We start from the raw sequence: 17,982 nt of genomic DNA on the forward strand, positions 1-17,982 counted from the left end.
CATGTCCAACGTCTTCTCCTGGGTACGATCCCGCCTGGCGCACCGCGGTGACAGCGAGCATGGCCAGGCGCTGATCCGCGTCGCGCTGATTTCCATCATCCTGACCTATGCGCTGCTGCCCTCGTCGCGCGCGGCGTTGCCGGCCGGCGAATACACGATCGTCCTGACCATCATCACCTCGGGACTGGTCAACAGCCTGGGCATCTTCGCCTGGCTGCTGGTGCAACCGGGCAAGTCCCATGTCCGCCGCGGGCTGGGCATGATTGCGGACTACGGCCTGCTGGCGGCGGCCATGAACGGCATGGGCGAGCCGCTGTCGTGGGCCTACGTCGTGCTGATGTGGATCACCGTCGGCAACGGCCTGCGTTATGGCAACCGCTACCTGGTGGTCGCCGTCACGATGGCCAGCGCGTCGTTCGCCGCCGTGGTGTGGATGAACGACTACTGGCGCGCGAATGCGACGCTGGGCATCGGCCTTGTGCTCGGCCTGATCGCCGTGCCGATGTACCTCTCGGGCCTGCTGCGCGACCTGACCCGCGCCACCGACGAAGCGCGTCGTGCGAACGAGGCCAAGAGCCGCTTCCTGGCCAACATGAGCCATGAGTTCCGGACCCCGCTCAACGGCCTGGCCGGCATGTCCGAGCTGCTGGCCACCACGCGCCTGGACACCGAACAGCGCGAATGCCTTTCGACGATCCAGGCCTCCACCCGGACCCTGCTGGGCCTGGTCGAGGACGTGCTGGACATCTCCGCCATCGAGGCCGGCAAGGTCAAGCTCAACGTGGTCGAGTTCTCGCTGCGCGAGCTGGTCGACAGCATCGGCCTGATCCTGATGCCACAGGCGCGCGGCAAGCAGGTGCGCTACGAAGGCCAGGTCGACGAGGCGATTCCGGCCAAGCTGCGCGGCGACGCGGGTCATTTGCGCCAGGTGCTGCTGAACCTCGCGGGCAACGCGGTCAAGTTCACCGACGAGGGCGAAGTGCGTCTGACCGTCGCGCCCACGCTGGTCGACGGCCAGCACGTGCGCCTGCGGTTCACGGTGACCGACACCGGCATCGGTGTGCCCGTCGCGTTGCGCGAGCGCCTGTTCGAGGCGTTCGAACAGGCCGACGTCAGCCTGTCGCGCCGTTACGGCGGTACCGGTCTCGGCACGACGATCGCCAAGGGCCTTACCGAGGCGATGGGCGGCACGATCGGGTTCGAGAGCAGCGAGCAGCGCGGCAGCTGCTTCTGGGTGGAGCTTCCGTTCGATGCGGTGCCGGAGCGGGTCATCGTTCCCGCGGTCCAGGGGCACGCGGACTGGCTGCAGGAAGAGCCCGACGCGGCCAGCGCCGAGAACATCATCGCCTTCTCGGATCCGTTCCTGCGCCATCGCGCCCGCGTGCGCAGCATGCAGATCCTCGTCGCTGACGACCATGAGGCGAACCGCATGGTCGTGCAGCGCCTGCTGCAGAAGGCCGGCCACCGCATCACCTGCGTGAATGGCGGCGAGGAAGTGCTGGACGCGCTGGAATCGGCCTCCTACGACGCCGTGATCTGCGACCTGCACATGCCGGGGCTGAGCGGCCTCGACCTGTTGAAGCAACTGCGCGTGATGGAGGCCGGCAGCGGCAGCCGCACGCCGGTGCTGATCCTCAGCGCCGACGTCACGCCCGAATCGATCCAGCGCTGCGAACAGGCGGGCGCGCGCGCCTTCCTCGCCAAGCCTGTGGTCGCATCGCGACTGCTGGATGCGTTGGCCGACATCGCCACGTCCGGGCGCGTGTCCGCCACCGCGACGGTCGCCCCCGTGCGAGCGGAAGTATCCGACGGCGTGCTGGATGTCAGCGTGCTGGACGAGCTCACCGCGCTCGGCATGGGCGATGCGTTCGAACGCGAGTTCATCGAGCAGTGCCTCAACGACGCCGACGGTTGTATCGGTGCCATGGCGCACGCGATGGAGCGCGGCGACGGCGAGCACCTGCGCGAGCACGCCCATGCGTTGAAGGGCGTGGCCAGCAATCTCGGATTGGTGAAGCTCGCGGCGGCGGCGGGCGAGATGATGCGGCTGGCCGACTGGCAGATCACGCGCGAATGGCGTCACCGCCTGGCAGCGCTGAACTCGCATCTCAGCCATGGTCGTGCGGCGCTGGAAGCTCGCCAGCGGGTGCGTGGCACGATCGAGAAGGGCGGCGAAGGCTCCTCGTCCTGATTCGGCGTTCCGGACGGTTTCCGGGACGGGTCGGAACGGAAGCGGCAGGCCCGCCCGATGGGCGGGTCCCAGGCGAGTACGATGATCCGGACTCGCCCTTGAAGCGCGATCCGCGCCTCAACCCCCTGATTTCCCCTGTATTCCCTGCGCGTTACGGCGACAGCGGACTACTGCAGGTACATCAAGCCGCGCGCGTGGAGCGCTTTTCCTGGGCGCGCACGATGCGTTCCATCATCTTCAGCGACTTGTCGCCCAGCGTCAGCGCGGTGTCGACCCACACTTCGGTGATGCCCATCAGTTCGTCGTAGCCGACCGGCTGCGCGAGGTTGCGGCACGCGTTCAGCGCCAGGTGCGCATGCGGGGAACGGCGCTGCTTGTCGATGATCGACTGCACGGCGGCGGCGCCCTGGCCCTTCGGCACCAGCACGTCGACCACGCCCAGCTTGTACAGCTCGTCGCTGGTGTAGATGTTGCCTTCGAGGATGATCTTCTCGGCGACCTGCGGCGACACGCGCTTGCACAGGAACGAGTAGGCGCCCATGCCCGGGAACAGGCCGAACAGCACTTCCGGCAGGCCCATGTCGACGCCTTCCTCGGCCACGATGGTGTGGCAGGACAGGGCGATCTCGAGACCACCGCCCAGCGCGTCGCCCTGGATCAGCGCGATCGTGCGCACGTCGCCGCCGAGGCCGGTGTTGAGGTGATGGACGCCATCGATGCAGCGGCGCGCGTAGCTCAGCAGGCGGTCGCGGTTGTTTTCGCGGATCAGCTGCGAGAACAGCTCCAGGTCGCCGCCGAGGTTGAAGGCGGTGGCGTCGGACGCGACCACGAGGTGGCGCAGCTTGCCCGGCTGGCGCTGCGATTCGCGCAGGGTGATCGAGTTCATGAAGCTCAGCACGTCGTCGAGCATCTGGCTGCGGAAGCACGGACGCACGCCGGGCGCGACATCGGAGTGCATGTACATCCAGTGGGCATCACCGCTGGGCTCCGACTCGACGCGGACGGTCGGGAAGGAACGGGTGCGCTGCAGTTTTTCGACGTTGTTCATGGAGAGCTCCTTGGAGGGGTTTTTTCCCGCGCGGCAGGGGATGCGGGTGAGGCGGATTTGTGTGACGCAGGTGGCATCACGCGCCGATCCTACACCTGAACGAATAATTAAAATCCAGTGCACGCGCGCGCTTGCGGCAAGGAACCCCTGTCAACGGGTCCTCACTCTCGTGATTTGTGACGTGCGTCTAGAATCGGACCCTAAAGTCCTGAACAAAAAAGAAAAAGGCCGGCGCAGGGCCGGCCTTTTCTCAAAGCTGAATAGGGCGATCAGGCGCTCTTGGGCGGATCCCGCAGTTCCTTGCGGAGGATCTTGCCGACGTTGGTCTTCGGCAGCTCGGTGCGGAACTCGATCTGGCGCGGCTGCTTGTAGCCAGTGAGGTTGTCGCGGCAGTAGGCCTTCACCTGGTCGGCGGTGAGCGCGGGGTCCTTCTTCACGATGAAGACCTTCACCGCCTCGCCCGACTTCTCGTCGGGCACGCCGATCGCCGCGACTTCGAGCACGCCATCCATGCCGGCGATGACGTCTTCCACTTCGTTCGGATACACGTTGAAGCCGGAGACCAGGATCATGTCCTTCTTGCGGTCGACGATGTAGAAGAACCCGTTCTCGTCCATCTTCGCCATGTCGCCGGTATGCAGCCAGCCATCGGCATCGATGACGTTGGCTGTCTCCTCCGGGCGCTGCCAGTAGCCCTTCATCACCTGCGGGCCCTTGATGCAGAGCTCGCCCACTTCGCCGGTGGGCAGCATGTTGCCGTCGTCGTCCTTCACGCAGGCGTCGGTCGAGGGCACGGGCAGGCCGATCGCGCCGTTGTAGTCCTGCAGGTTCATCGGGTTGATGCAGGCGGCGGGCGAGGTCTCGGTCAGGCCATACGCCTCGACCAGCGTCACGCCGGTGACCTTCTTCCACTTCTCGGCGACGGCGCGCTGCACGGCCATGCCGCCACCCAGCGTCATCTTGAGGTTGGAGAAGTCGATCTCGTCGAACCCGGGCGTGTTCAACAGGCCGTTGAACAGCGTGTTGACGCCGGTGATCGCGGTGAACCGCGTGGCCTTGAGCTCCTTCACGAAGCCCGGCATGTCGCGCGGATTGGTGATCAGGTGGTTGAGCCCGCCCAGCTTCATGAAGACCAGGCAGTTCGCCGTCAACGCGAAGATGTGGTACAGCGGCAGCGCCGTGATGATGACCTCGTTGCCGTAGTCCAGGCCTGTGCCGACCCAGACGCCGGCCTGCTGCATGTTCGCGACCAGGTTGCGGTGCGTCAGCATCGCGCCCTTGGCGACACCGGTGGTGCCGCCGGTGTACTGGAGGAAGGCGATGTCGCCGGAGTCGATGTCGACGTCGGGCAGGCTATGCATCTGGCCGAGCGTCAGCGTGTCCTTGAAACGTACCGCACCCGGAATGTCGTAGTCCGGCACCATCTTCTTCACGTACTTCAGCACGAAGTTGACGATGGCGCCCTTCGGGAAGCCGACCAGGTCGCCCAGCGCCGTGGTGATGACCTGCTTGACCTGCGTGCCCGCCAGCGCTTCCTGCGCGGTCTTGCCGAAATTGTCGACCACCAGCAGCACGCTGGCGCCGGAATCGGTCAGCTGGTGCTTGAGTTCGCGCGGCGTGTACATCGGGTTGACGTTCACCACGGTCAGCCCGGCGCGCAGCACGCCGAAGATCGCGATGGGGTACTGCAGGCAGTTCGGCATCATGATCGCGACGCGATCGCCCTTCTTGAGCTTCAGCTCGCCGAGCAGGTACGCGGCGAACTGCCGGCTCCGCGCGTCGATCTCGCCATACGTCAATGTCTTGCCGAAGTTTCGGAACGCGGGCCGGTCGCGGTACTTGCTGATCGCTTCATCGAATACCGACACGATGGAGCGGTACTGCTCCAGGTCAACCGCATGCGGCACGCCTTGCGGGTAACTCTTGAACCACGGACGTTCCTGACTCATCGTTCTGCTCCCTCCCCAGGGTCTTCGGGCTGCCTTCGCGGCATGCTTGTGGGCGAGCGCCGAAACGGGCGCCTGTCGGGAGCATACCGTTCCGGATGGAAAAGGCGAAGGTTTCGATGGAGAAGATGGGTCTGAACTACGTGGCCGCGGCGGCACTGCTGCTGGCGGGGCTGGTGGGCTGCGACGCGGAGCCGCCGGAGGCGCAGCTGAGGCAGCGCTTCGATGCCATGCAGCAGGCCGTCGAGGAGAAACGGGTAGGCGATTTCATGGACGGCGTGAGCAGCGCATTCGCAGGCCCCGGAGGGATGGATCGTGCTGCGTTGCACAATCTGGTCCGTGCGCGGACGTTGGCGAATGCACGCGTGGGCGCCACGACCGGACCGCTCGAGGTCCGCGTCGATGGCGACAATGCGACGGTGTCGTTCCACGTGCTGCTGACGGGCAGCAGCGGCCGGCTTCTGCCGGAACAGGCGCGCACCTATAACGTCACGACCGCATGGCGGCGAGAAGAGGGCGATTGGCGCGTGTACCACGCGCAATGGGACGCGCCCCGCTGACCGTCACTTCGCCGGCGTGAGCCTGCCGCCGCTCCAGCGATAGCGCAGCGTCTTGGGCACGGTGGGACAGCAACGGGCATCGTTGGGGCCGGGCCACTTCGTCTTCAGTTCGATGGCGCCGTTGCGCACCGCCATGCCCTCCACGCTGCCCAGCGGCTCTTCGGCCTCGCCCGCCGGCACGTAACGCTGCCCTTTGCGGGCCAGCACGGTGACGCCATGATGCCAATAGGTCGGCCCGAGCATCGTCCACAGGACGACCACTTCTGCCTCGCCGTCGCCATCGAGATCGGCAGCGACGACTTCGCTCGCCTCATAGGCCTCCTGCGGACCTGCGGCGGCTTGCTTGGTGGCCAGGAACTGTTCGGCAATGCGCCTGGCCTGGTCCGCGTCCGGTGACGCCGCGCGTGCGCCCAGGCTGGCGGACGCGACAAGGAAGAGCAGGGTAGAACGGAGGATCAACGTTCCCATGACGGCACCCCGACGACCTTCGGCGAAGGTCTCCTGATGCCGGAACGCAACGAGCGCGGACGACCGGCAACTGTCGGCGGTGCACCCGCATGGCGGATCTGGCTTGCCACCGCCGCGTCGAGCCTTGATGATCGGGGCATCCAACTGGGGAACCGCTCATGTCTATTCGCTGGAAACTCCTGGCGTGCCTATGGCTGGCCGCCGGAAACGTCGTCGCGCAGGACGCCCTGCCGTACCAGACGCCGCCTGCGGAGATCCTGCAACTCGCCGATGTGCAGCGTCCGCCCAGCGTGGTGACGGACAGTCGCAAAGACCACTTGGTGTTGTTCTACCGCGATACGTTCAAGTCACTCGCGGAGCTGTCCGACGAGGAACTCAGGCTCGGCGGCCTGCGCGTCAACCCGCGTACCAACATCGCCAGCACCACCACATACTTCACCAATCTTCAGGTGCAACGCCTGCAGGGTGGCGACGCACGCCAGGTGGGCGGCTTGCCCGCGAATCCGCGGCTGGCGAACTTCACCTGGTCGCCCGACGAGCGCTTGCTGGCGTTCACCCACACCACGCGCACCGGCGTGGAAGTCTGGGTTGCAGACCTGGCCACCGCGCAGGCCACGCGCCTGACCGAGGCCCGGGTCAACGCCAACGTGGGCAATCCGCTGACCTGGTTCCGCGACAACCAGGCGGTGCTGGTCCGCATGCTGCCCGCGCAGCGTCCCGCGCTGCTCGACACGTCGCGCGCGGTTCCCACCGGGCCCACCGTTTCGGTCAGCGATGGCAGCAAGGCGCAGAACCGTACCTACCAGGACCTGCTCAAGAATCCGTCGGATGAAGCCAACTTCGCCGTGCTTGCCACGTCCGAGCTGCATCGTGTGCCGTTGAAGGGCCCCGCGACGCTCTGGCGTGCCGCCGCGATGTACACCGGCGAGTCGTTCTCGCCGGACGGCCGCTACGTCCTGCTGCAGACGCTGCGGAAGCCGTTCTCCTATCTGGTGCCTTACGGCCGCTTCCCGTACCGCGCAGAGGTTGTGGAAACCACCGGCAAGCCGGTGACCACGGTCGTGGATGCGCCGCTGGCGGAGAACCTGCCGAAGGGTTTCATGGCCGTGCGCGCAGGCCGTCGCGATGTCGAATGGCGCGCGGACCAGCCCGCCACGCTGGTCTGGGCCGAAGCGCTGGACAAGGGCGATCCTGCGGTGGAGGTCCGGTTCCGCGACGAGGCCTTTGCCTGGCAGGCGCCGTTCACCGGCACGCCGCAGTCGCTCTTCAAGACCGTCGACCGCGTGCAGGGCATCCTGTGGGGTGACGACACGCATGCGATCGTCACCGACTACTGGTGGAACACGCGCCATACCCGCACCTATCTGCTCGATCCATCGAAGGCGGGGTCGCCGCTGCGCGAGCTGGTGAGTCGCAGCTATCAGGACCAGTACAGCGATCCGGGCCAGTTCGAGACGCGGCGCAACGCAGCGGGCGAAGCCGTGCTGGCGCTGGATAACGGCCAGGCGCATCTGATCGGCGAGGGCTATACGCCCGAGGGGCAGTTCCCCTTCATCGATCGGATGGACTTGGCCACCGGCAAGAAGGAGCGCCTGTACACCTCGCGCCTGGAAGGCCAGAAGGAAAGCATCCAGGCGCTGCTGGATCCCGCGCAGGGCACGGCGCTGGTGCGCATCGAATCGCCGACCGATTTCCCCAACTACTACGTGCGCCATCTGAAGCAGCGGATCGCGCCGGTGCCGGTGACGCGCTTCGAGAATCCGTTCAAGGCCATGCAGGGCGTCTACAAGGAGGTCCTCACGTACAAGCGCGCGGACGGCCTGCCGCTGACCGGCACCCTGTACCTGCCGGCGGGCTACGACCGCGCGGCCAAGCGCGAGAAACTGCCGCTGGTGATGTGGGCCTATCCCACCGAGTACAAGGATCGCGACAGCGCCGGCCAGAACACCACCAACCCGAACGAGTTCATCTTCCCGAGTTACGGCTCGCCGGTGTACTGGGTCGCGCGCGGCTATGCGGTGCTCGATGACGCCGCGTTCCCGATCGTGGGCGAGGGCAAGGACGAGCCGAACGACACCTTCATCACCCAACTGGTCGCCAATGCCAAGGCCGCCATCGATGCGGTGGATGCGTTGGGCTACATCGACCGCTCGCGTGTGGCCGTGGGTGGCCATTCGTACGGCGCGTTCATGACCGCGAACTTGCTGACGCATTCGGATCTGTTCGCGGCCGGCATCGCCCGCAGCGGCGCCTACAACCGCACGCTGACGCCGTTCGGCTTCCAGCAGGAGGAACGCAACTACTGGGAGGCGCCCGGCGTCTACAACGACATGTCGCCCTTCATGCACGTCGAGAAGATGAAGACGCCGATGCTTCTGGTGCATGGCGAAGCCGACAACAATTCGGGCACGTTCACCATGCAGAGCGAGCGCTACTTCAACGCGCTCAAGGGCTTCGGGGCGCCCGCGCGCCTGGTCCTGCTGCCGAAGGAAAGTCATGGCTATGCGGCGAAGGAATCGGTGCTGCACCTGCTGTGGGAACAGGACCAGTGGCTCGAGCGCTACGTGAAGAACAAGGGGCAGGCGGCGGGCACAGCACCCGCGGCCGCACGCTGACGCCGGACGCACATGCATGAAAAAGGCCGCCCAAGGGCGGCCTTTTCTTTGCCTACATGGATCAGGCGGCTTTTCTTGCCGCCAGCTGGCGCAGCACGTAGTGCAGCAGGCCACCGTGACGGAAGTACTCCACTTCCTTCGGCGTCAGCAGCAAGACCTTGGCCTGGAACTTCACCGTCTTGCCGTCGGCCTTGCGCGCAGCGACCGTCGCCACTTTCGCGGCGCCGTCCTGCAGGCCGGTCACGTCGAAGGTCTCCGAGCCGTCCAGGCCCAGCGACTGCGCATTCTGGCCGTCGACGAACTGCAGCGGCAGCACGCCCATGCCGACCAGGTTGGATCGGTGGATGCGCTCGAAGCTCTCTGCGATCACCGCTTTCACGCCCAGCAGGTTGGTGCCCTTGGCCGCCCAGTCGCGGGACGAGCCGGTGCCGTATTCCTTGCCGGCGATGACTACCAGCGGCACGCCGGCGGCCTGGTACTTCATGGATGCATCGTAGATGGACATCTTCTCCGGCGGCGTGCTGCCGAAGTACAGCGTGTTGCCGCCTTCCTCGCCACCGAACATCAGGTTCTTGATCCGGATGTTGGCGAACGTGCCGCGCACCATCACGTCGTCGTTGCCGCGGCGGCTGCCGTAGCTGTTGAAGTCGACCGGCTGCACGCCGCGCGAGATCAGGAAGCGTCCCGCAGGCGAATCCTTCTTGATGTTGCCGGCCGGCGAGATGTGGTCGGTGGTGATGGAATCGCCGAACAGGCCCAGCACACGCGCGCCGTGGACATCGTCGATGCTGCCGACCGCCATCGACATGCCGTCGAAGTAGGGCGGGTTCTTGATGTACGTCGAATCGCCATCCCATGCGTACAGGTCGCCGTCGGGCGAGGCGATGGTGTTCCAGCGCGAGTCGCCCTTGAACACGTCGGCGTAGTTCTTCGCGAACATCTCCGGGCCGATCGTGGCGGCTATGAAGTCGCCGATCTCCTTGTTGCTCGGCCAGACATCCTTCAGGAACACAGGCTGGCCATCGCTGCCGGCACCGAGGGGTTCCGTCGTCAGGTCGATGTTGGTGGTGCCGGCGATCGCGTAGGCGACGACCAAGGGCGGACTGGCCAGGTAGTTCATCTTCACTTCGGGGTGCACGCGGCCCTCGAAGTTGCGGTTGCCCGACAGCACGGAGGCGACGACCAGATCGTCCGCCGCGATGGCAGCCGATACATCGTCGGGGAGCGGGCCGGAGTTGCCGATGCAGGTGGTGCAGCCATATCCGACGACGTAGAAGCCCAGCTTCTCCAGATCGTCCAGCACGCCGGCCTTCTCGAGGTAGTCGGTGACCACGCGCGAGCCCGGCCCGAGCGAGGTCTTGACCCAAGGCTGCGCCTTCAGGCCCTTCGCCGCCGCATTGCGGGCAAGCAGGCCCGCACCCAGCATCACGGCCGGATTGGAGGTGTTGGTGCACGACGTGATCGCCGCGATCACCACGTCGCCGTCGCGCAGCTTCTTCGTCGCCCCGCTGTCGGGCGCCGATTCGTGCGCCGACTCGTGCGCGCCGACCGCCGTGCCGCCGCCGCCTTCGTTCTTCAGGCGGTCTTCCTGCACCAGGTCGATGCGCTTGCGGCGGGCATCGGCGAACGGCACGAGGTTGTCGCGGAAGTTCTGCTTCACATCCTGCAGCAGCACACGGTCCTGCGGGCGCTTCGGGCCGGCGAGCGAGGGCTTCACGTCGCCCATGTCCAGGTGCAGCGTGGCGCTGTACTCGGCGTGCGGGCTGTCCGGTGTATGCCACAGCCCTTGCGCCTTGGCGTAGGCCTCGACCAGGGCGATCTGGTCTTCGCTGCGGCCGGACAGGCGCAAGTAGTTCAGCGATTCGTGATCAATGGGGAAGATGCCGCAGGTCGCGCCGTACTCCGGCGCCATGTTGCCGATGGTGGCGCGGTCCGCCAGCGGCAGGTGCTGCAGGCCGTCGCCGTAGAACTCGACGAACTTGCCCACCACGCCCAGCTTGCGCAGCATCTGGGTGACGGTCAGCACGAGGTCGGTGGCGGTGGCGCCTTCCGGCAGCTTGCCGGTCAGCTTGAAGCCGACCACCTGGGGGATGAGCATCGACGAGGGCTGGCCGAGCATCGCGGCCTCCGCCTCGATGCCGCCCACGCCCCAGCCCAGCACGCCGATGCCGTTGATCATCGTGGTGTGGCTGTCGGTACCGAACACGGTGTCGGGGTAGGCGATGGCCTGGCCATCCTTCTCGCCCGTCATCACCACGCGTGCCAGGTTCTCCAGGTTCACCTGGTGAACGATACCGGTGTTCGGCGGCACCACCTTGAAATTGTCGAACGCCTTCTGGCCCCAGCGCAGGAAGCCGTAGCGCTCCTTGTTGCGGTCGAATTCGATCTTGCCGTTGAGATCCAGCGCGTCGGCGCTGCCGAACACATCCACCTGCACCGAGTGGTCGATGACCAGCTCGGAAGGGATCAGCGGGTTGATCTGGTCCGGGCTGCCGCCCAGCTTGACCACGGCATCGCGCATTGCGGCCAGGTCGACCACGCAGGGCACGCCGGTGAAATCCTGCAGCACGACGCGCGCCGGCATGAAGGCGATTTCGGTGTCCGGTTCCTTGGCTGCCTCCCACGCGGCGACCGCCTGGACGTGCTCCGGCAGCACGGTGACGCCGTCTTCGCAGCGCAGCAGGTTTTCCAGCAGGATCTTCAGGGAGAAGGGCAGGCGCGCGAAGCCCCCTTTCGGGTCCAGCCGCTCGGCCAGGGCCGGCAGGCTGTAGTAGGTGTAGGACGTGCCGTTAACGTCGAGAGGACGGCGGGTGGCGAAGGAATCGCTCATCGCAGAGGCTCCTGTAGCTGGGGGAAGGGGCGCAGGAGCAGCATAAGCCGCCGTTCCTGTGCGTCTTGTCGATGCTTGCCCGGATTATCCGCCAAGTCTGAGACGGCCGTGACCCGACCAAAGCCCAAGGCGGGGCACGACGGCATCACGCGGAACGGGGTGGGGCGGTGGGGTCCTGTTCTGGGGTATGCCTGAGGAAGTATGTATAATTCGTCCATACTCAAGAGGGCCCGCTGATGGAAGCCACTGTTGCAGAACGCGGCCAGATCACCCTGCCGAAAGCGGTGCGCGACGCCCTGGGCCTGACCAAGGGCAGCGTGCTGAAGGTCGAGCTGGAAGGTAGCCGGATCGTGTTGCGGAAGAGTGTCGACGACGCCATCTCGCGCGTGCGCGGCAAGTTCGCCCTGGATGCGGACGCCGCACCGGGTACGGCCGCCGAATGATCGCCGTCGACGCGCCCGTCCTGATCGAACTGCTGACCGACGGCCCCCGCGCGGATGCCGTGGAAGCCGGGCTGCGCCAGAGCCTGGGCAGCGGGCGCGTGGTCGTCTGCGATGCCGCACTGGCGCAGCTGTGCGCTTCGCTGCGCAATGGCGCGGATGCATTGGCCGCCGTCGAGGAGATGGGCGTGCATTTCAACGCCGTCGAAGCCAAGTCCGCGCTGCGGGCCGGCGAGATGCAGCGCCGGCACCGGCAGCGCTCCGGCGAGTCCCGGCCGATCGCCGATTTCCTGGTCGGCGCGCATGCGCTGCTCCAGTGCGATGGCCTGATCACCTTCGACACCGCTTTCCATCGCGATTACTTCAAGGGTTTGAAGCTGATCGTGCCCGCGAACGAATAAGCATTACCTGTTTTCCCTTTCCACCGCATCATCGAACGACCGGAGTCACCCATGTTGGAAGCCTACCGCCACCACGTAGCCGAGCGCGCCGCGCTGGGCATCCCGCCGCTGCCGCTGACCGCCCAGCAGACGGCCGAGGTCATCGAACTGCTGAAGAACCCGCCGGCCGGCGAAGAAGACGTCCTGGTCGAACTGATCACCCATCGCGTTCCCGCCGGCGTGGATGACGCCGCCAAGGTCAAGGCCTCCTACCTGGCCGCGCTCGCCTTCGGCACCGAGAAGACCCCGCTGATCACCGCGCAACGCGCCACCGAACTGCTGGGCACCATGCTGGGCGGCTACAACATCCATCCGCTGATCGAGCTGCTCGACAACGCCGAACTGGGCGCGATCGCCGCCGAGGGCCTGAAGCACACGCTGCTGATGTTCGACAGCTTCCACGACGTGCAGGAGAAGGCCGAGAAGGGCAACGCCCACGCGCAGGCCGTGCTGAAGAGCTGGGCCGAGGCCGAGTGGTTCACCAGCAAGCCGGAAGTGCCGCAGAGCCTGACGGTCACCGTGTTCAAGGTGCCGGGCGAGACCAACACCGACGACCTGTCGCCGGCACCGGATGCGACCACGCGCCCGGACATCCCGCTGCACGCGCTGGCGATGCTGAAGAACAAGCGTCCCGACGCGCCGTTCGTGCCGGAAGAAGACGGCAAGCGCGGCCCGATCCAGGAAATCCTGTCGCTCAAGGACAAGGGCCACTTGGTCGCCTACGTCGGCGACGTGGTCGGCACGGGTTCCTCGCGCAAGTCGGCGACCAACAGCGTGCTGTGGTTCACCGGCGAGGACATCCCGTTCATCCCGAACAAGCGCTTCGGCGGCGTCTGCCTGGGCAGCAAGATCGCCCCGATCTTCTACAACACGATGGAAGACGCCGGTGCGCTGCCGATCGAACTCGACGTGTCGCAGATGAACCACGGCGACGTGGTCGAACTGCGCCCGTACGACGGCAAGGCGCTGAAGAACGGCGAGGTGATCGCCGAGTTCCAGGTGAAGTCCGACGTGCTGTTCGACGAAGTGCGCGCCGGTGGCCGCATTCCGCTGATCATCGGCCGCGGCCTGACCTCGAAGGCGCGTGAGGCGCTGAAGCTGCCGGCGACGGAGCTGTTCCGCCAGCCGCAGCAGCCGGTCGACAGCGGCAAGGGCTTCTCGCTGGCGCAGAAGATGGTCGGCCGCGCCTGCGGACTGGCGGAAGGCCAGGGCGTGCGCCCGGGTGCGTACTGCGAACCGAAGATGACCTCGGTGGGTTCGCAGGACACCACCGGCCCGATGACCCGCGACGAGCTGAAGGACCTGGCCTGCCTGGGCTTCTCGGCCGACCTGGTGATGCAGTCGTTCTGCCACACCGCCGCGTATCCAAAGCCGGTGGACGTGAAGACGCACCACACGCTGCCGGAGTTCATCTCCACCCGTGGCGGCATCTCTCTCCGCCCGGGCGACGGCGTGATCCACAGCTGGCTCAACCGCATGCTGATGCCCGACACCGTCGGTACCGGCGGCGACTCGCACACGCGCTTCCCGGTGGGCATCTCGTTCCCGGCAGGCTCGGGCCTGGTCGCGTTCGCCGCGGCCACCGGCGTGATGCCGCTGGACATGCCGGAATCGGTGCTGGTGCGCTTCAAGGGCGAGATGCAGCCCGGCGTGACCCTGCGCGACCTGGTCAACGCGATCCCGTACTACGCGATCAAGGCCGGTCTGTTGACCGTCGCCAAGCAGGGCAAGAAGAACATCTTCTCCGGCCGCATCCTCGAGATCGAGGGCCTGCCGGACCTGAAGGTGGAACAGGCGTTCGAGCTGTCCGACGCCTCGGCCGAACGTTCGGCCGCCGGCTGCACGGTGCGCCTGAACAAGGAACCGATCATCGAGTACCTCACCAGCAACATCACGCTGCTGAAGTGGATGATCGCCGAAGGCTACGCCGACGCGCGTTCGCTGTCCCGCCGCATCAAGAAGATGGAAGACTGGCTGGCCGATCCGCAGTTGCTCGAACCCGATGCCGACGCCGAATACGCCGCCATCATCGACATCGACCTGGCCGAGGTGCACGAGCCCTTGCTCGCCTGCCCGAACGATCCGGACGACGTGAAGACGCTGTCAGACGTGGCCGGCACGCCGATCGATGAGGTCTTCATCGGTTCGTGCATGACCAACATCGGCCACTTCCGCGCGGCTGCCAAGCTGCTGGAAGGCAAGCGCGACATCCCGACCCGCCTTTGGGTCGCGCCGCCGACCAAGATGGACGCGTCCGAGCTGACCAAGGAAGGCCACTACGGCACGTTCGGCACCGCCGGTGCGCGCATGGAAATGCCGGGCTGCTCGCTGTGCATGGGCAACCAGGCACAGGTGCGCGAAGGCGCAACGGTGTTCTCCACCTCCACCCGCAACTTCCCGAACCGCCTGGGCCGCAACTCGAACGTGTTCCTGGGTTCGGCCGAGCTGGCCGCGATCTGCTCGCGCCTGGGCAAGATCCCGTCGAAGGCCGAGTACATGGCCGACATCGGCGTGATCAACGAGAAGGGCGCCGAGATCTACCGGTACATGAACTTCGACCAGATCGAGGAATACCAGGACGTGGCCAAGACCGTGGCCGCCTGATCGGTATTGCATGAAAACAAAAAGGCCCGGCAATGCCGGGCCTTTTTTTGTGCCTGACCTCAACGTCAGTCCAGCCAGGCGTCCACGGCCTCCAGCATCTGCCGGCGGCCGAGCACGAAATCCCACATCGACCCGCCGAGCTGACGCCACAGCACCGCCGAGCGCACCGCGGCCAGCAGGATGGCGCGGATCTCCGCCACCACGCCGGGCTGGCCCAGGTAGTGCGGGTTGCCCTGGACCATGACGCGCGGGCGCAGGTGGCTGATCGTGTCGGCATACAGCCCGCCCAGCGCGGACAGCACGTCGGGATGGGTACTGCCCTGCTGCTCGGCGCGGGGGGCGATCTCCTGCAGGCCGCGTGATACGGCGTGCACGGTGTCGTCTTCGCTCACGAAGCGGCGTTCGAGCTGCAGCACCGACATGGCCAGGCGGGGCAGGGCGTCGTCACCGGCTTCCTTGGCCAGGTAGTTGCGCAGCACGCGCAAGCCGGGCGCGATGTCGCCGAGGCGGCCGTACACGGCCACCGGCGTGGCGGCATCGACGCGGAACACGCTTTCCAGCGAGGCCTGCACGGCCGAAGACTCGGACTGGCCGGTCTCGGCGATGCGCCGCACCTGGTGGAGGGCCTGTGCGAGCCCGGCGAGGGCCAGCACGCGGTCGGAATATCGATTGCTCAAGCTGCTTGCTCCGCGAGTTTCATTTCAAGAGGGGCGTCGGTGCGCGCGATCACCGCGCCGCCCAGGCATGCGTCACCGTCATACAGCACCAGCGACTGCCCGGGCGTGACGGCGCGCTGGGGCGAGGCGAATTCCACCGCCACCGTGCCGTCTTCGAGCACCTGCACCCGGCAGGGCTCGTCCGGTTGCCGGTAGCGCGTCTGTGCCGTGCACTCGAAGCGCCCGGCCGGTGGACTGCCGGCGACCCAGTGCGCCGATTCGGTCCACAGGCGGGTGGACATCAGGTAGGGGCTCTGCGTGTCCTGGTCGACATACAGCACGTTGTGCGCCACGTCCTTGCCAACGACATACCACGGTGCCTGCGGCCGGCCGCGCACGCCGCCGATCTGCAGGCCCTCGCGCTGGCCCAGGGTGAAATAGAAGACGCCCGGATGCTCGCCGATCACCTGTCCCTGCGGGTCGCGCATCTCGCCGCGCCGTGCGGGCAGGTAGCGGCCCAGGAACTCGCGGAAATCGCGTTCGCCGATGAAGCAGATTCCGGTGGAATCCTTCTTGTCGTGCGTCTGCAGGCCGGCGTCGCGCGCGATGCGGCGCAGGTCCGCCTTCTGCAGTTCACCGATGGGGAACAAGGTGGCCGACAACTGCGCCTGGCCCAGCTGGTGCAGGAAGTAGCTCTGGTCCTTGCCGCGATCCACGCCGCGCAACAGCCGCCAGCGTCCAGCGGCCTGGTCCACGCGCGCGTAGTGGCCGGTGGCGATCTTCTCGGCGCCGAGGTCGCGGGCGGCGTCGAGGAAGTGCTTGAACTTCACTTCGCGGTTGCACAGCACGTCCGGATTCGGCGTGCGGCCGGCGGCGTACTCGGCCAGGAAATGCGCGAACACGCCCTGCCAGTATTCCGAAGAGAAATCGCGGAAATGGAAGGGGATGCCCAGGCGGCCGCAGACCGCGACCGCGTCGCGGCGGTCGTCCTCGGCGCGGCATTCCCCGGTGCCATCGTCAGCCCAGTTCTGCATGAAGAGCCCGGCGACGGCCTCGCCCTGCTCGACGAGCCGCAACGCGGCCACCGACGAATCGACGCCCCCGGAAACCCCGACGATGACGCGCGGCGCGCTCACGGCACGTGCTGGAGCAGCGACAGCGGCGAGCGGCGGCCGCCCAGGTAGTCCTGCACGACCTGCCACACCAGCGGGCTGCGATGGCGGTCGGCCTGCTGCTGGAGCTCTGCCGGCGTCAGCCAGTGGGCCTGCACGATGCCGTCGTCCAGCGGACGGTCCGGCAGATGCCGCACGGGCGTGGCGGCGAAGGCGAAGCGCAGGTAGTGGCGGCCCCCGCTTCCATCGGGGTTGGTGGCCTTCCACTGGTAGGCACCGATGAAGGCGGTGAGTTCGACTTCCCAGCCGGTTTCCTCGAGGGTTTCCCGGCGGGCGGCCTCGAGCAGGCTCTCGTCCGGCTCCAGGTGGCCCGCGGGCTGGTTGAACACCAGGCGGCCCTGGGCGCGCTCTTCGACCATCAGCAGCTTGCCGTCGCGGACCACCACGGTAGCCACGGTCACATCGGGTTGCCAGAAGCGGCCTTCGCGGTAGCTCACTTACAGGGCGTCCTTGGTGCCGGAGAGTTCGATCTCCTTGTTGTCCGCCGTCTCCGCCGCGATGTCCATGGCCGCCTCCAGCGCCGCGCCGTCCACGTTGTCGGGCAGCTTGATCACGAAATAGAGCACGTCGCCCGACAGCTCCCAGCTGCCGAGCTTCTTGCTCCGGCTGTTGGCCAGCAGGGCGAGCGCCTTGGTCCCGTCGATGCGGTCCGCGCCGACCTGCCCGGCAGGCGAGAAGACTTCGCGGATGCTGATGCCGTTGACCTGCTCGGTGGTGCCCGACACGAACACCAACTGGGTGCGGTTCTCCTGCTTGTAGGAGTAGGTCACCTTGTAATCGCCGTCCGAATCCACCTCGAACTGCATCCCGCGGGCGGCCAGGCGTGCCTCGACGGACGCATCCGCCGCCAGCACAGGGGCCGCCGACAGGGCAGCGCAGGCGAGGAGTGCGGCGGGCAGGCGGGACAACGACGTCGTCATGGGGCGGGCTTCTGGCGGAGGGGTGCGTGCATTGTGGCCGCGGTCACGCATGGCGTCCACGCATGCCGCGGGCGGCGGCGGTTCCCAGCGCC

General features: G+C 66.8%; 14 protein-coding genes. 6 read left to right on the forward strand and 8 right to left on the reverse strand.

What is annotated here, in order from left to right; all coding sequences use genetic code 11:
- The first annotated feature begins 1 nt into the window (after window position 1).
- Entirely contained in the window at window positions 2-2,191 is a 2,190-nt protein-coding gene (locus tag BLT45_RS09815) for an ATP-binding protein (protein ID WP_093298090.1), read from the forward strand.
- A gap of 181 nt (window positions 2,192-2,372) precedes the next feature.
- On the opposite strand, the gene BLT45_RS09820 is transcribed toward BLT45_RS09815, so the two are convergent.
- Both BLT45_RS09820 and BLT45_RS09825 read right to left on the reverse strand, forming a co-directional pair.
- Window positions 2,373-3,239 carry a crotonase/enoyl-CoA hydratase family protein gene (locus BLT45_RS09820; RefSeq protein WP_093298093.1) on the reverse strand — a complete coding sequence of 289 codons (867 nt, stop codon included), beginning with the start codon at window positions 3,237-3,239 and terminating at the stop codon, window positions 2,373-2,375.
- A gap of 269 nt (window positions 3,240-3,508) precedes the next feature.
- The gene (locus tag BLT45_RS09825) at window positions 3,509-5,188 is read right to left on the reverse strand and encodes a long-chain fatty acid--CoA ligase (RefSeq protein ID WP_093298096.1); all 1,680 of its coding nucleotides are present in this window, start codon (window positions 5,186-5,188) and stop codon (window positions 3,509-3,511) included.
- A 116-nt stretch (window positions 5,189-5,304) separates the two neighbouring features.
- On the opposite strand from BLT45_RS09825, the gene BLT45_RS09830 reads away from it, so the two are divergent.
- Window positions 5,305-5,745, forward strand: a complete 441-nt coding sequence (locus tag BLT45_RS09830; protein WP_254771820.1) for a nuclear transport factor 2 family protein — start codon at window positions 5,305-5,307, stop codon at window positions 5,743-5,745.
- Between the two features lie 3 nt (window positions 5,746-5,748).
- On the opposite strand, the gene BLT45_RS09835 is transcribed toward BLT45_RS09830, so the two are convergent.
- On the reverse strand, window positions 5,749-6,204 hold the full coding sequence (locus BLT45_RS09835; RefSeq protein WP_139187981.1) for a hypothetical protein: 456 nt from the start codon (window positions 6,202-6,204) through the stop codon (window positions 5,749-5,751).
- Window positions 6,205-6,371: 167 nt separating this feature from the next.
- Between BLT45_RS09835 and BLT45_RS09840 the strand changes: the two genes are divergently transcribed.
- Window positions 6,372-8,828 (forward strand): S9 family peptidase, encoded by a 2,457-nt coding sequence (locus tag BLT45_RS09840; protein WP_093298102.1) that lies wholly within the window; start codon window positions 6,372-6,374, stop codon window positions 8,826-8,828.
- A 61-nt stretch (window positions 8,829-8,889) separates the two neighbouring features.
- Here the strand turns inward: BLT45_RS09840 and acnA are convergent, their stop codons facing one another.
- On the reverse strand, window positions 8,890-11,658 hold the full coding sequence (acnA, locus tag BLT45_RS09845; RefSeq protein WP_093298105.1) for an aconitate hydratase AcnA: 2,769 nt from the start codon (window positions 11,656-11,658) through the stop codon (window positions 8,890-8,892).
- Between the two features lie 236 nt (window positions 11,659-11,894).
- On the opposite strand from acnA, the gene BLT45_RS09850 reads away from it, so the two are divergent.
- The 3 genes from BLT45_RS09850 to acnB are packed head-to-tail and all read left to right on the forward strand — an operon-like array spanning window position 11,895 to window position 15,142.
- Window positions 11,895-12,101, forward strand: coding sequence for an AbrB/MazE/SpoVT family DNA-binding domain-containing protein (locus BLT45_RS09850; RefSeq protein WP_093298108.1), 207 nt, complete (start codon window positions 11,895-11,897; stop codon window positions 12,099-12,101).
- Window positions 12,098-12,499 carry a type II toxin-antitoxin system VapC family toxin gene (locus BLT45_RS09855; protein WP_093298110.1) on the forward strand — a complete coding sequence of 134 codons (402 nt, stop codon included), beginning with the start codon at window positions 12,098-12,100 and terminating at the stop codon, window positions 12,497-12,499. Before BLT45_RS09850 ends, BLT45_RS09855 begins: the two co-directional genes overlap by 4 nt.
- A gap of 51 nt (window positions 12,500-12,550) precedes the next feature.
- A complete protein-coding gene (acnB, locus tag BLT45_RS09860; protein WP_093298113.1) occupies window positions 12,551-15,142 on the forward strand; it encodes a bifunctional aconitate hydratase 2/2-methylisocitrate dehydratase in 2,592 nt (863 codons plus the stop codon).
- A 65-nt stretch (window positions 15,143-15,207) separates the two neighbouring features.
- Here the strand turns inward: acnB and hflD are convergent, their stop codons facing one another.
- From hflD to BLT45_RS09880, 4 genes are read right to left on the reverse strand one after another with little or no spacing between them, the layout of a single operon-like run.
- A complete protein-coding gene (gene hflD / locus BLT45_RS09865; RefSeq protein ID WP_093298115.1) occupies window positions 15,208-15,819 on the reverse strand; it encodes a high frequency lysogenization protein HflD in 612 nt (203 codons plus the stop codon).
- Window positions 15,816-16,934: a tRNA 2-thiouridine(34) synthase MnmA gene (gene mnmA, locus BLT45_RS09870; RefSeq protein WP_093298118.1), complete on the reverse strand. Its 1,119-nt coding sequence runs from the start codon at window positions 16,932-16,934 to the stop codon at window positions 15,816-15,818. The genes hflD and mnmA overlap by 4 nt, the downstream gene beginning before the upstream one ends.
- Window positions 16,931-17,407, reverse strand: a complete 477-nt coding sequence (locus BLT45_RS09875) for an NUDIX hydrolase (RefSeq protein ID WP_093298121.1) — start codon at window positions 17,405-17,407, stop codon at window positions 16,931-16,933. The genes mnmA and BLT45_RS09875 overlap by 4 nt, the downstream gene beginning before the upstream one ends.
- Window positions 17,408-17,890 carry a DUF4136 domain-containing protein gene (locus tag BLT45_RS09880; RefSeq protein ID WP_093298124.1) on the reverse strand — a complete coding sequence of 161 codons (483 nt, stop codon included), beginning with the start codon at window positions 17,888-17,890 and terminating at the stop codon, window positions 17,408-17,410. It lies immediately after the preceding gene.
- Window positions 17,891-17,982 lie beyond the last annotated feature (92 nt).

The organism is Pseudoxanthomonas sp. CF385 (assembly GCF_900104255.1).
Classification (GTDB): Bacteria; Pseudomonadota; Gammaproteobacteria; order Xanthomonadales; family Xanthomonadaceae; genus Pseudoxanthomonas_A.

Excerpts from the sequence above, each read along its gene's own strand:
- BLT45_RS09815 (WP_093298090.1), top strand. The coding sequence starts at position 2 with ATGTCCAACGTCTTCTCCTGGGTACGATCCCGCCTGGCGCACCGCGGT.
- BLT45_RS09820 (WP_093298093.1), bottom strand. The coding sequence starts at position 3,239 with ATGAACAACGTCGAAAAACTGCAGCGCACCCGTTCCTTCCCGACCGTC.
- BLT45_RS09825 (WP_093298096.1), bottom strand. The coding sequence starts at position 5,188 with ATGAGTCAGGAACGTCCGTGGTTCAAGAGTTACCCGCAAGGCGTGCCG.
- BLT45_RS09830 (WP_254771820.1), top strand. The coding sequence starts at position 5,305 with ATGGAGAAGATGGGTCTGAACTACGTGGCCGCGGCGGCACTGCTGCTG.
- BLT45_RS09840 (WP_093298102.1), top strand. The coding sequence starts at position 6,372 with ATGTCTATTCGCTGGAAACTCCTGGCGTGCCTATGGCTGGCCGCCGGA.
- acnA (WP_093298105.1), bottom strand. The coding sequence starts at position 11,658 with ATGAGCGATTCCTTCGCCACCCGCCGTCCTCTCGACGTTAACGGCACG.
- BLT45_RS09850 (WP_093298108.1), top strand. The coding sequence starts at position 11,895 with ATGGAAGCCACTGTTGCAGAACGCGGCCAGATCACCCTGCCGAAAGCG.
- BLT45_RS09855 (WP_093298110.1), top strand. The coding sequence starts at position 12,098 with ATGATCGCCGTCGACGCGCCCGTCCTGATCGAACTGCTGACCGACGGC.
- acnB (WP_093298113.1), top strand. The coding sequence starts at position 12,551 with ATGTTGGAAGCCTACCGCCACCACGTAGCCGAGCGCGCCGCGCTGGGC.
- BLT45_RS09880 (WP_093298124.1), bottom strand. The coding sequence starts at position 17,890 with ATGACGACGTCGTTGTCCCGCCTGCCCGCCGCACTCCTCGCCTGCGCT.